This is a genomic window from Pedobacter sp. GQ55 (assembly GCF_059758925.1).
The window spans coordinates 181,534-195,194 of the sequence record NZ_JCAXEI010000004.1; the positions used below are offsets into that span (position 1 = coordinate 181,534).

The following is a 13,661-nucleotide window of genomic DNA, read 5'->3' on the forward strand; positions in this document are numbered from 1 at the left end:
AAATATTTGATTAGTCTAATGAAAAAAAAATTGCCCGCATTTTTGTCTGTTGCCTTAGCATATTCTTCAATCAGATTGTCATTTAGGTAAGCCCTGCAAGCTAGTTCGTTACTACAATTTCAAAAACAGAACTGCTTAATGGAGTAATCTTCCCTGGAGAAAGATTTAAACCAACCTTCATCAGATAGTCTCCACTATAAACCTTATCATTATCCGGATGTGTTGATTTTGTATCTGGCAACAGATTAATCTCCTTAATTTTATATTGCTTTACCGGATCAAGTCCTTCTAATGTAACTCTTCCCATATGTTCCTTGCGTCTGAAATTGAGCAGGTAATTAAACAAAACTGCTTTATTTTTATCCTCACTCACATACATCATAACCGCCCTGTTTTCCTCGTAAGGTGAAATCAGTCGATATAGATCTCCAAACCAAATTACATTGCTAATACGTTTATAATTTTTAACCGCTTCATTGCTAAATTTAATTTCTGCATCAGTTAGATTTTTCACCCGAATGTCGTATCCAAGTTTCCCCATCATTGCAACATCCGTGCGGAACTTAAGCGACTGTTTACCCATGGAAGTTACATGGCTCGAAACTGTTACGGATGGAAAAAAGTTAAGATAACCCCATTGAATAAATATGCGTTCCAGTCCATCAGTATTATCACTAGGCCAAAATTCTGTAAAATACTTTAATCCACCATAATCAACCCTGCCTCCTCCGCCTGCGCAAAGCATAATGGGCAAATGAGGGTGTTTTCTTCTTATCCGCTCTAAAATATCATACAAGCTTCGGGTATAATCAATAAATAAATTCCCCTGATTCTCTTTAAGATATGGCGAATAAGCATTGGTCATCATCCTATTGCAATCCCATTTTATAAAAGCAATACCAGGGTTCTTTGTAACCAGGTCATCAACCATATTGAATACAAAGTCCTGCACTTTAGGATTAATCAGATCCAATACCAATTGATTACGGGAATAAGCTTCCTCTCTGTTTGGTAATTTCAGAATCCAGTCAGGATGATTTTCATACAACTCACTTTTCGGGCTCACCATTTCCGGTTCTATCCATATTCCAAACTTTAGCCCCTTTGCAGTTGCTTCCTTAGTAAGATACCCCAAACCACCTGGTAATTTTTTCTTATCAACCTGCCAGTCGCCTAATGCAGTTTTATCAGCATCGCGCGGATATTTATTACCAAACCAACCATCATCCAGTAAAAACAGGTCAACACCCAATTTATGTGCCCCATCAAATAACTCAACCAAAATATCCTGGTTAAAGTCCATGTGAGTAGCTTCCCAATTGTTCAACAATGTTAGTTTTGGTTTGTCTCCATCCAACACGCCATAGTTTCTTGCCCACCTGTGTAAGTTTCTGCTGGCTGTTCCCTTGCCCTTATTTGAATAGGTAAATATAAAAGCTGGAGTTTCGAACGTTTTGCCTGGCAACAATTTATATTCTGATGCGTAAGGATTCATACCCGTAACCATACGTAAGGAATTCTGCTGATCTATTTCAAAAGAGCATTGAAAATTACCCGACCATGCCAATGTACCTGCAATCAATTCACCGCTATTTTCGTCTGCAAGCTTATTCAAGGAAAGAATAAATGCTGGAGCGCGATACATTTGAGCACGGGTACCCAGCTTGCTGTCCAGAATTTTAATACCTGTAGTAAGCTGGGTTTCTTTCATTCTCATTTCTGTCATATAATCTCCATCAAATTGACTGAGCCAATATTTAGAGGCATCAAAATGAAGCATTGAAGACGCATAGTTTGTGAGTATTATGGGTTTCTTCTCATTGTGTTTTATAGTTGTCCATTGCTTAATGATGTCTTCATTTTTATAAGTAGTAAAATGTAGCACTACTTCAACAGCATATTGCGGATCTTTAAGCGTAATCGTGGTCGTAGTTACATTATCACCCTTTTCTGTTTTATGGGTTACGTATTTTAAATCAAGTGATGGGTTTCCATCAGCATGGATAATTCTTATAGCCGGCTCAAACAAATCACCCATACCCGCTCCTATATAAGCCTCCCTGCGCATTGATTTTAGTAAGCCTTCATCAACTGAACTATTTAGCTTCTGGCCCAAATAACTCTGATAAAGTTTATTGTTATTCCCAACAGTAAAAACGAGCGATGCATTTTTAGTATCTACAATAATTTGTTTTTCGGATTGCCCGAAAGATGTTAACCTAAAAGAGAAAAGCAGAATACTAAAAAACAGAATGCATTTATTCATAACGGATTAAGAATTTATAGTTATAACTTGATCAATTGAGTTGTACCTTCTTTTATTTGATATTTGTATACCTTATTACCTTTCTTAACCACAATTGCCAGCTTATCTTTTCCTGCCCTTGATATTTCCAGATCGAATACATTTCCAAAAGAACGGATATTGCGCAATGCGAATTTGTCCCATGCCTTTGGCATTCTTGGTGTGCAATTAAAGCTATTAAAACCAATAGGTCGCATGCCAAAAAGCCCCTCAGTAAATATTCTGCAATACAAGCCACTTTCTGCAGATAAATGACGTTGGTTCCCTTCAGGGTATGCTTCCACTGGATAAGGCACATGATCACCAAGTAACCTCCTTCTCGAATAATATTTTATAAAATCCATCGCTTTTTCAGTGTCTCCGGCCTCCAGAACTCCTCTTAATGCATAAAGTGTAGAACGATCCCAGAAGGTTTCCTTACCTGCCTGTGTTGCTAATCCATCGGCAGTCCACAAACGTGGAGAAAACAAGGCATCGATAGTTCCCTTTTTTCTATCAAATATGCCTACAGTAAGTGGCAAACATATCCAGGCACGCAATACATCATTCCCTTCGTAATATTTATAAGTTTCAAAACCCTCAACATTTCCACCAAAATATTTTTCAATATTTATTTTTAATGCATCAGCTTGTTTACGATACCCATCTATTTGTGCCTTCGGCTTGCCCAATAGCGGACCTAATAATGTGGCAGATCGCAATGCATCATAGTATAAGGTATTTGTCGCCAGATTTGCTTTCCCGGCAGGGAAACGCCCCTCAAGCTCATCCTTATCTGAATTCACCACCCCCTCACTATTCATTTTTCTTCTGCTAAATTCTAAACACCATTCAATTAGTGGCCACAATACACGTGCTGAATCTATGTTTCCATTAGCCAAAGCGTAACGCGATGCGCCATAAGCTATCATCGCCTGATCTCCTCTGTCTCCGGCACCTTTCCAAACGGCATCCCCTTCAGCAACAATAGAACTTGGGATTGGCTTATAATCCGGATTCATATATTTTGTAAACCAGCGATAAGAATTCATTGCTGATTGATTAGCGATCCTGTCTCCTGAAAATGCGAAGTATGGGTTAACATATTCTGCCTGGTCATTTGCCCATATTGCGGCATAATAAGCCAAACCACCTGGCCCATGCATATAACCACCCTTTGTTTTATAAATGCTTTCGGTAGCTCTTAGTTTAGCAAACTCAAATGCGGTATTAAGTATGTTATCTGGAGTTTCTAATCTAAGTGGCGCCAGAATTTCGGCTATCCTCGCTACTCTTTTTTGCTCTTCCAGATCAGGATCGATGGTCTCTATATTTTGCGGTGTGTCTGTTGCCAGATAATAAACGGCAAAAGTTACCGATTTACCAGGCTGCAAAATGCGGTTCCCTTCTCCTATTGTACCCATTATTACCGAATGAGATTGTACTTTACTTTTAGAAGGATCAGTTCTTACTTCCCGCCTTAAATACTCCATTGAAATAGTTTGTTCTTTATCTGATTTATTAGTAAAAACAAACTTCTCAATAGCCATCGGCCTATCCACAGAAGGAAAGAGGCTTCTTTCTATTTCTGCTAAAACAGGCATACCTGTTTCAGCAGAAACCTTCATAATTCCTTTATGATTTATCTTTTTAATACTAAAGCCTAATGTGCCGGATTTACCACTTTTTTCAGTTGAAAAATCTAACAATCTATTGTTTATATAAAACCTTGGCAATTCATTATCCTGAAAAGAATAAGAAATATGTGTTCTTGTTCCATCAGGCAACATTCTAAAAGTCGGAAATACAACTGTTCTGCTAATCTTCGATTTTCTATTGCTATCTAAACCATACTCAACCCACAATGCGACCTTCTCTCCTGCCATCTCAATATGATCTGTATGAGGTAATTCATTTTTTATTGGCCAGCTAATACTGCCGTCTTCCTGAATGGCCCAACGATCTGTTTGTTTAGGCAGCACACGCTGTTGAGCATAACTAAATGATTGAATGATACCCATACAAGCTGTGAGCACCACGGTATGAATAAGATTTCCCTTCATGGTTCTTTATTTTTCTTAATCCTATTGTAATTTATTCATTCTGGATTGCAAGTGCAATTTGACTAATACTTAGAGCTAATCTATTGCCACTATTAGCTAAGTAATCAACCGTATTAGCATATTCAGATGCGCACAATTTTTCATCTTGAAAAATGTTTATCTTTAATTATGGGTTCTCGCAGACGGTTTCTTAAAGAGGCAGCATTGCTGGCTGGAGGTACATTCATAGAATCATCCTCTGTAGGCAATTTTTTTATTCCTAAGAAGAAGAAAGTCATCATTATAGGTGCGGGATTTTCTGGTTTATCTGCTGGTTATGCACTCTATAAGAGAAACATTGATTTTGAAATTATTGAGTGCGGGAAAGAAGTGGGCGGCAGGGTATTTTCGCACACAATAGACGAAAAGGAAAAGCTTATTGTGGAATTGGGAGCAGAATGGGTAGGAGAAGATCATGAACTGCTTCGTGGTCTTTGCAACCAGTTTAATCTGCCATTAGACAACAACCAGTTCAAAACTCAGGCCATCTATAAAAACAACTATTATAAATCAGTTAATGAGATTATCACTCCGGAATGGAGTCAAAAATATGATAAACTGATCGCAGATTACCAGAAATTAAATGACATTCAAAAAGAAACTCTAGGGAAAAAACTAGACAAAATTGATTGGTGGCGCTACCTTATAAACAATGGGTGTAAGGGGGTTGATCTGGATTTAAGAGAATTAACAGACAGCACAGATTTTGGCGAAAGTATACGTCATGTATCTGCATATTCTGCTCTTGATGAATACTCAAGAAGCAGTAAAAATTCCATAAATGAAATGGATTACAAAATAAGGGGTGGGAACCAGCAACTGGCATTTAAATTTAAAGAATTATTTTCTGATAAAATAAAACTAAACATCAGGGTGCAAAAGGTAGTACAAGGCAATAAGGTACAAGTACACTGCGACAATGGTTACATTGCTGAAGGCGACAAGCTAATCTGTACTGCGCCTACCTTTGCAGTAAAAAAGATCGACTGGCAGCCAGCTCTTCCAACATCCATGGCCTATGCAATGGATGCTTTACAGTATGCACGTATCAACAAAAACGCATTAGAGTTCAATACGCGTTTCTGGAAAGAAGAAGGTTTTGATATGATTACTGATACATCAGGACATTATTTCTACCATGCAACAAAAAATCAAAAGTCAGAAAAGGGCGTTTTAATTTCTTATACGATCGGAGACAAAGCAGCGGTTGTTGCCAACCAAACTGATAAATGGAGAGCCGAAATGATACAGCAGTCTTTACAAGTCGCTTTTCCCAATGTAAATTCAATGTTAGAAAAACAGGTTAACTATTATTGGGGCAATAATGAGCTATCAATGGGTGCCTATGCCATGTATGGAAAAGGGCAATGGTTTGATTTGTTTCCCAAACTAAATGCACCCCATATCCATACTCATTTCGCTGGCGAACACTTGTCTGAAAATTGGCAAGGATTTATGGAAGGTGCGCTGGAAACCGGAAAAGAAGCAGCGGATAAAATATAATAAGAACAAATAATATAAAAAATGAGATTAAAGAATTTTGGTTTTAGTTTGATGATACTTTTCGGCTCCATATCTGTTTCAAATGCACAACAGGATAAGGTAGTTACACTTGATAATTTTTTTAATCATGAAACAAAAAAGAACAAGGATGGAAATGAGATCAGGTTTCATTACACATGGGAAGATCAAACGCTGAATGGCTATTCCATACTTGGAGATATTTTTAAAAAGAATGGATTCCAGATTAAAAATCTTGATGGCGGACCAACCCTTGAATCTTTAAAGAGCACTGATGTATATATTATAGTAGATCCAGACAACACTAAGGAAACCCCTAACCCAAATTACATTAACAAAGATCATATTGAAGCAATTACCAAATGGGTAAAAGCCGGAGGGGTACTGGTATTATTAGCCAACGACAGTGCCAATACCAACCTTACGCAGCTAAATATCCTCGCAAAAAATTTCGGCATTAACTTTTCCAATAAAAGCCGAAACATGGTAAAAGGAAAAAACTATGAAACAGGAACCGTAAATATTCCCTCAGGAAATCAGGTGTTTACAGCTTCTAAAAAATTCTATATAAAGGAACTTTCAATTCTTCAATTGAATCCACCTGCAAAGGCTTTAATAACAGAACAGAACGACGTTATCATGGCTACTGCAAGATACGGCAAGGGGACTGTTTTTGCCCTTGGCGACCCATGGATCTATAACGAATATGTTGATGGAACCCGCATTCCCTCAACATACGAAAACTACAATGGTGCAGTTGAACTGGTAAAATGGCTTAGTTCAAGAATACCTCATCAATAAATATCCATGCTGGTTCGCCTTTACCTGGATGCCATTGAGGGAGTTTCTTAAAGTTTTTTCCTACAATTTTTAAACAAGAGATACTGCGCGGTTCAAATTTTGCATCTAACTTTACAAGCGCATTCCCTTCGTCTTTAGGTGGCATTTGATTTTTTATAGCCTTCAGTAAACGAAGACTTTTCTTGTCTGCACCACCCCAAATCTCAACTTCCTGCGGAAGTAAAATATAGGCAGAAACTTGTCTCATTACATTAAGTGTTACCGATTTTAAAGAAACAGGCTGCTTAAAGAACATCATGGTCTCCATGTTATTTTCTCTAAAACCAATCCATTTTCCTGTATTAATATCAAAATCACCCAGCTGATTGTCGACTAATATCTTTGTCCCATCAGACCTATACTTTTCATTTGGCTGCAATAAAAAAGCAATGCTATCAGGCTTGTAATTGCTTTGATAAAAGTTAAAAACTACCGCATCGCTGCTATACCATCCGGCTTTATATGCTTTTGCTTTTAGTGTAGTAGTTTCCTTAATCACAATTTCTTTATCATACAAAGGTGACTTAAGACTATCAGGTTCTGTGCCATCTGTAGTATACCTTATTTGTACTCCATTTACCGGGTGTTTTACCTGAAGGGATAATGAATTTTTAAAAATAGAAACATCTGTGCTTAAACGCGGCTGATTTAATTTAACCGGGCTTTTTCCGTCATCTTTAAAACCACCTATTACATCCAATCCCTTATTCATTTTCTGCAATTGACCTATCTCAGCCTCGTTTAAACCGGTATTCCACAAGGTCAACTCCTTAAGGCTTTTCATACCCACAAGCTGCTTAACAAAGCTAAAATTAATCTTAGTTCCTGATAATGATAATGCATTTAAATGATTTAAAGACTTTAGATACTTGAGTCCATCGCCCTTAATATCTGTAAAATTTAAATTTAGCTTCCGCAGATTTTCAAACGCTCCTATTATCTTTAGTTCCTCATCTTTAACCGGTAAATTATTCAGATTTAAGGATACAATCTGCTTTTTAACAGGCGTCAGTTCTTTTATCGCTTCAGGCTTATAAATACTTCTATTATAAATATTTACTTCTAAAGCGGGCGATATTTTATCAAGTGCATAAATTACACGATAATTGTTATTTAGCTTTTTAACCGTTGCTTCATCTGCTGCCGAAAAATCATAATTTTCCTCAACAGATGTTACAGGGCCCAACAATGATGCGGATAGTACTCTCAAAGAATCGGATTTTGGCAGATCTAAAACTTTCTTCTTTAGATCAGCATTACCCTTTATCCATAATGCTAAAATGGCAATTTCTCCACTTGTTAACTGAGATTTACTCTTAGGAGGCATGTGCTTTTTGTCATCCACGGGGAGGTGTATTCGTTCCAGCAGCAAACTTATTTCAGGTTTTCCGGGCACAAATAACTTGCCGTTCTTTCCACCCTTAAGCATTGATTTAGCATCTGCCAGAATTAAACTGCCTTTTGCTTTTTCTAAATTATGGCAACTCAAGCACTTCTCATTAAATATGGGCATGATCACATCATCAAATATGACTGCTTTATCTACAGGAACCTTTTCTTTTTCTGGCATTACAGCTGCCAGAACAAAATTATCTCCGTGAGTTAATGTAGCTCCATAATGGCCAGTAACAATTAAACATAAAACTGTAATAACAGCACCTGCTTTTGCTACAGATGCTTTATACCAGGAGGAGTTTCTCGACCAATAGATAATTGAAGAAATAAAGACAATACTTACTCCTGTCCATTTGTGCCATTGCAAGGTACTACCGCTATAACCTTCTTCTTTAGACAGAAACAATCCCATAACCACAGTTACTGCAGACAATAAAACTCCGGTTAACAATAACCCGGTAGTAAAATTCTGATATAGTTTTTCTCCTGTATATGCTTCCTTAAAGCGAAAGAATTCCAGAAGCATCGCTAACAGCAAAAGTACAATAGGAAAATGCAGAATCATTGGATGCAGCCTACCCAATGGCTGTAACCAATACGGCACAGAAATCTTATCTCCAAATACCAGTAAAAAGACAATAAAGATGTTTAACGCAAATAATGTATTTTCAGTAAAACCTTTAAGCGTAATTCTCATAAAAATTATGCACGGGTAAATTTATATGGATATACTTTGCCCGATGCCCATTGTGCTACATAAAGGTTGTCGTCGTCATCTACACATACATCATGTGGATTCAGAAAAATCTTCTCTGCCTGCGACATGGGTTGTAATACGCCATCCGTATAAACCGGTGCTGAACCACCAATATTAGACACTACCTTATTATCCTTATCCAAAATCGTAACAAAGCCACTGTTTTCCTTATTCAGATCCGGTGATCTAAGCACCGCAGCATATAAATAGTCATTTTTAATTACCGGTCTGCAAACACAGGCACCCGGAAGTGCAATTACCTCTTTTAAATTCCCTGCCATATCAAAGCGTTTAAAGCAATTGCGTGTACGATCTGTAACCAGCAATGAGGCTTCACCCTGTCTTTTATCAATACAAACTCCATGCGCATTATCCAGATGTTTTGTTTCGGCACCTTTTCCACCAAAATAACTCAATAATTTACCTTCAGCATTATAATGCAGAACATACTGCAATCCATAACCATCCGCAATAAAGAAATCACCATTATCAGCAACTGCTACTTCAGTTGGGACATATTCTTCATTTTTTTTGTACAAGCCTGTTTCCATCGGGCAATCAAGTGTCATCAGTATTTTACCATCCAAAGTGGTCTTATATACCTGGTGTCTGTTTGTATCGGTAATAAAAAGAAATTCTTTACTGCCCTCTCTGGTAAGTGTTAATCCATGTGCTCCGGGAAATTCATGGCCCCAGGAATCTAACAATTTGCCCGATTTATTATAGATCAGTACGTTATTTTTGGTCTCATTTGTCAATAAAATAATCCGGCCTTTTTTATCCTGCACCATTTCATGACAATCATTTACCGGATTCTTTGCGGGGTTCAATTGTCCCCATTTTGCATCCATAGTATAACGCATGTTGTTGTGGCCGTACACAGGTTCTTTTGATTTTGCTAATGTATCTTTCATAATAAAAAATCCTGCAGAAACTGCAGTTGTATGTTTTAAAAATTCTCTCCTTTTCATAAAATATGCTTTATACTATAATATCGTTAATTACTTTGCCGGCTACATCCGTTAATCTGTACCTACGGCCTAAATGTTTAAATGTAAGTTTCTCATGGTTTAATCCGAGCTGATGAAGAACTGTTGCATGAAAATCGTTCACATGAACAGGATCTTTTACAATGTTATATCCAAATTCGTCAGATTCACCGTATACTATGCCTGGTTTAATCCCACCTCCAGCCATCCAAATGCTAAAACAGCGGGGATGATGATCACGACCATAGTTATCCTTGGTCATTGCGCCCTGACTATAATTAGTACGGCCAAATTCACCTCCCCAGATCACCAGCGTTTCATCAAGCAATCCCCTCTGTTTCAAATCAGTTATTAATGCAGCAGATGCCTGATCTACGTCTTTAGCTTGCCCTGCCATTTCATTTGGCAGATTGCCATGTTGGTCCCATCCCTGATGATACAACTGCACAAAACGCACCCCGTTTTCGCTTAACTTTCGCGCCAGCAAACAATTGGCAGCAAAAGTTCCCGGAACCAAGCAATCAGATCCGTAAAGCTTTATAATATCGTCAGGTTCTTTAGAAAGATCGGTGATTTCAGGCACGGCAGTCTGCATTCGATAGGCCATTTCGTATTGTTGCACTTTGGCATTTATCTCCGGATCACCAAATTCCTGATACGACATCTCATTTAGCTCGGCTAGTTTATCCAGCATCTTTCTTCTCTCAAACCTGTTCAGCCCTTCCGGGTCTTTTAAATAAAGTACCGGATCTTCGCCGCTGCTAAATTGAACCCCCTGGTGTGTTGAATCCAGGAATCCGTTAGTCCATAGTTTGGAGTATACCCCCTGCCCATTACCTTTACCGCGCGACAACAATACCGTAAACGCTGGCAGATTTTTATTTTCGCTACCTAAGCCATAGCTAAGCCATGCACCCATACTTGGTCTGTTTCCTTGCTGCGCCCCAGTTTGAAAGAAAGTTAATGCCGGATCATGATTTATCGCTTCGGTAAACATAGATCTAATGATACAAATGTCATCTACAACCTTTGCCGTATGAGGGAACAAGTCACTAATCCATGCTCTGGACTCCCCGTATTGCTTAAAATCATAATAGGAACCTACCAAAGGGAAAGAAGATTGATTAGCCGTCATACCTGTAAGGCGTTGACCTGCTCTAATGGATGCCGGAAGCTCCTGCCCCATCATCTCTCTAAGCTTAGGTTTATAATCAAAAGACTCCAGTTGCGACGGTGCACCGTTCTGAAACAGATAAATTACTCTTTTGGCTTTAGGAGCAAAATCCGGAATACCAGGAGGAAGTCCTGCTTCTTCAAAACTACCTGTAAACAGATCAGGAATTAATAACGACCCCAGTGCAATACTCCCAAGTCCCAAACTTAATTTTGAAAGGAAACGGCGTCTGTTAAAATTAAGCCCATGCTCCAAAATATTCTTTTCCATAAATCAGGATTTTGTAATGGTTTCTTCTAAGTTATATATTGCTGCTATTACTTCCATCATTGCAGCAAGTTCAGTTTTATTGCTTTTCTGAGAGCGCGGATACTCTCCAACTGCCAAAACTTTATCTGCATTTGATTTTTGTTTAAACACCTTCAACTGGTCGGCATAATAGGCGGCCAGGAGCTTTATTTCTTTGTCCTTAGGTTTTCTACAAACGATCTTTCTAAATGCCTTACTGATCTTTGCTTCTGATGTTCCTTTATCTTGTAATACCTTATCGGCCAAAACACGTGACGCCTCTAGTACTGTTGGGTCATTCATCATCGCCAATGCTTGAAGCGGCGTGTTCGTTTTTAATCTTTTAACTTCACATTGATCTCTGTTACTGGCATCAAAAATCCCCATTACCGGTGGGGGAACAGTTCTTTTAATGAAAGTATACATACCTCTGCGATACAAACTCTCGTTATGATCCTGTCTATATGTGGCTAATAAACCCCTACCTGATGTAGCTCCTTCCCAAAGGCCCGGTGGCTGGTAAGGCTTAACACTTGGCCCTCCTATTGTATTCACTAACAAACCGCTACTGGAAAGTATCACATCTCTAACAAGTTCAGCAGGGATTCGATAACGCGGTGCTCTTGCCAAAAGAATGTTATCCGGATCAGTCTTCAGTTTTTCTGGAGAGACTACGGCAGATTGTCTATAGGTTGCAGATAAAGCTATTTGCTTAACCAGGCGTTTGATGTTCCATCCATGATTCATAAAATCAACCGCAAGCCAATCAAGCAATTCAGGGTGTGAAGGCAACTCTCCCTGCATCCCAAAATCTCCTGAAGTTTTAACAATACCGCGTCCAAAAAACTCCTGCCATACCTGATTTACAAATACTCTTGAGGTAAGCGGGTTTTTCTTATCAAACAACCATTGTGTTAATCCAAGTCTATTTTTAGGGTATTTATCACTAAATGAAAGTAATGATTTCGGAGTTCCGGCTTCCACTACCTCGCCATGAGCATCGTATACACCTCTCTTTAGCAAATAGGTTTTGCGAACCGTATCCTGATCGCCCATTACTGATACGATTAACTTATTTGTATCCTGCTTATTTACAAATTTCAATATCTCTTTAACATCAGCATTGCTGATTTCCATAAGTGGCTTTTTCGCATAAGTCTCCGGACCACCAACAACCGATTCAATTCCAACTTCCTTTACATTATTAAAAAAAGCAAATACCTGGTAGTATTCCTTTTGTGAAAATGGATCGTATTTATGATCATGGCAATGCGCACATTCCAGTGTAACACCTATAATGGCTTTTCCAAAGGTATTTGTACGATCTGTAACATACTCAACCCGATACTCTTCATCAATAACACCACCTTCTTCTGTTATTTTATGGTTCCTATTAAAACCAGTTGCTAAAAGCTGTTCTTTTGAAGCATTTGGCATCAAATCTCCGGCAAGCTGCCAGGTCACAAATTGGTTATAGGGCATATTTTCATTAAAAGCATGAATTACCCAATCTCTCCATGGCCACTGGCTGCGATAATTATCATCCTGATATCCATGAGAATCAGCATATCTGGCAACATCTAACCAATGCAACGCCATCCTTTCGCCATAAGCAGGGCTTGACAATAACGACTCCACAACCTTCTCATATGCATTACTACTGGAATCAGCAAGAAATTTATCCATCATCTCAATAGACGGCGGCAAACCGGTAATGTCCAAACTAGCACGCTTTAATAATCTTTCCTTATCTGCTTCGGGGTTAGGTGCCACTCCTTTATGCTCTAGTTTATCCAGCACAAAATAATCTATCTCATTTCTCACCCACTTAGCATCCTTAAGCTTAGGCATTTGTGGGGCTTTAGGAGCAGTAAAAGCCCAATGTTTTTCATATTTAGCTCCCTGCTTAATCCATTTTTCTATTATAGAAACTTCATTAGCAGTCAATTTTAGGTTTGATGACTTCGGAGGCATCATATATGCTGTATCCTTTGAGGAAATCCTTAAAAACACTTCAGAAGCATTAGGTTTGAAGGGCACAAGGGCATGCACTGATGGATTCTCTTTCAAGGCCTTATAAGCTTCCTCAGCAATGTCTAATCTTAAATCTGCTTGTCGCTTATTCGCATCAGGGCCATGACAGATAAAACATTTATCAGAAAGAATTGGCCTGACATTAAAATTGTAACTGATACTATCTGGCAACTGTTCTTCGGCTACCTGATTTGAAGACGAGTTGTTGCATGCCTGTACAATATATACAATAGCAAAAAACGTCAGCATTAAATAAAAAAGCCTACGGTACATACAA

Annotated in this window: 8 protein-coding genes; 2 read left to right on the plus strand and 6 right to left on the minus strand. The window is 38.4% G+C overall.

The window, feature by feature from the left end:
• Positions 1 to 100: 100 nt before the first annotated feature.
• Complete coding sequence (locus tag AC6CH7_RS13495) at positions 101 to 2,266, minus strand: alpha-galactosidase (RefSeq protein ID WP_498263239.1); 2,166 nt, start codon at positions 2,264 to 2,266, stop codon at positions 101 to 103.
• A 20-nt stretch (positions 2,267 to 2,286) separates the two neighbouring features.
• Positions 2,287 to 4,347, minus strand: coding sequence for a glucosidase family protein (locus tag AC6CH7_RS13500; RefSeq protein WP_498263240.1), 2,061 nt, complete (start codon positions 4,345 to 4,347; stop codon positions 2,287 to 2,289).
• Between the two features lie 168 nt (positions 4,348 to 4,515).
• Here AC6CH7_RS13500 and AC6CH7_RS13505 point away from each other — a divergent pair, with 168 nt between their 5' ends.
• Positions 4,516 to 5,889 carry a flavin monoamine oxidase family protein gene (locus tag AC6CH7_RS13505; RefSeq protein ID WP_498263241.1) on the plus strand — a complete coding sequence of 458 codons (1,374 nt, stop codon included), beginning with the start codon at positions 4,516 to 4,518 and terminating at the stop codon, positions 5,887 to 5,889.
• Between the two features lie 21 nt (positions 5,890 to 5,910).
• Positions 5,911 to 6,708 (plus strand): DUF4350 domain-containing protein, encoded by a 798-nt coding sequence (locus tag AC6CH7_RS13510; protein ID WP_498263242.1) that lies wholly within the window; start codon positions 5,911 to 5,913, stop codon positions 6,706 to 6,708.
• Here the strand turns inward: AC6CH7_RS13510 and AC6CH7_RS13515 are convergent.
• Genes AC6CH7_RS13515 through AC6CH7_RS13530 form a run of 4 tightly spaced genes read right to left on the minus strand, consistent with a single transcriptional unit; the run spans position 6,683 to position 13,657 of the window.
• Positions 6,683 to 8,839, minus strand: coding sequence for a chitobiase/beta-hexosaminidase C-terminal domain-containing protein (locus AC6CH7_RS13515; protein WP_498263243.1), 2,157 nt, complete (start codon positions 8,837 to 8,839; stop codon positions 6,683 to 6,685). The two genes, AC6CH7_RS13510 and AC6CH7_RS13515, sit on opposite strands and share 26 nt — an antisense overlap.
• 5 nt (positions 8,840 to 8,844) lie before the next feature.
• On the minus strand, positions 8,845 to 9,870 hold the full coding sequence (locus tag AC6CH7_RS13520) for an NHL repeat-containing protein (protein WP_498263244.1): 1,026 nt from the start codon (positions 9,868 to 9,870) through the stop codon (positions 8,845 to 8,847).
• A gap of 10 nt (positions 9,871 to 9,880) precedes the next feature.
• A complete protein-coding gene (locus AC6CH7_RS13525) occupies positions 9,881 to 11,332 on the minus strand; it encodes a DUF1501 domain-containing protein (protein WP_498263245.1) in 1,452 nt (483 codons plus the stop codon).
• A gap of 3 nt (positions 11,333 to 11,335) precedes the next feature.
• A complete protein-coding gene (locus AC6CH7_RS13530; RefSeq protein ID WP_498263246.1) occupies positions 11,336 to 13,657 on the minus strand; it encodes a PSD1 and planctomycete cytochrome C domain-containing protein in 2,322 nt (773 codons plus the stop codon).
• Positions 13,658 to 13,661 lie beyond the last annotated feature (4 nt).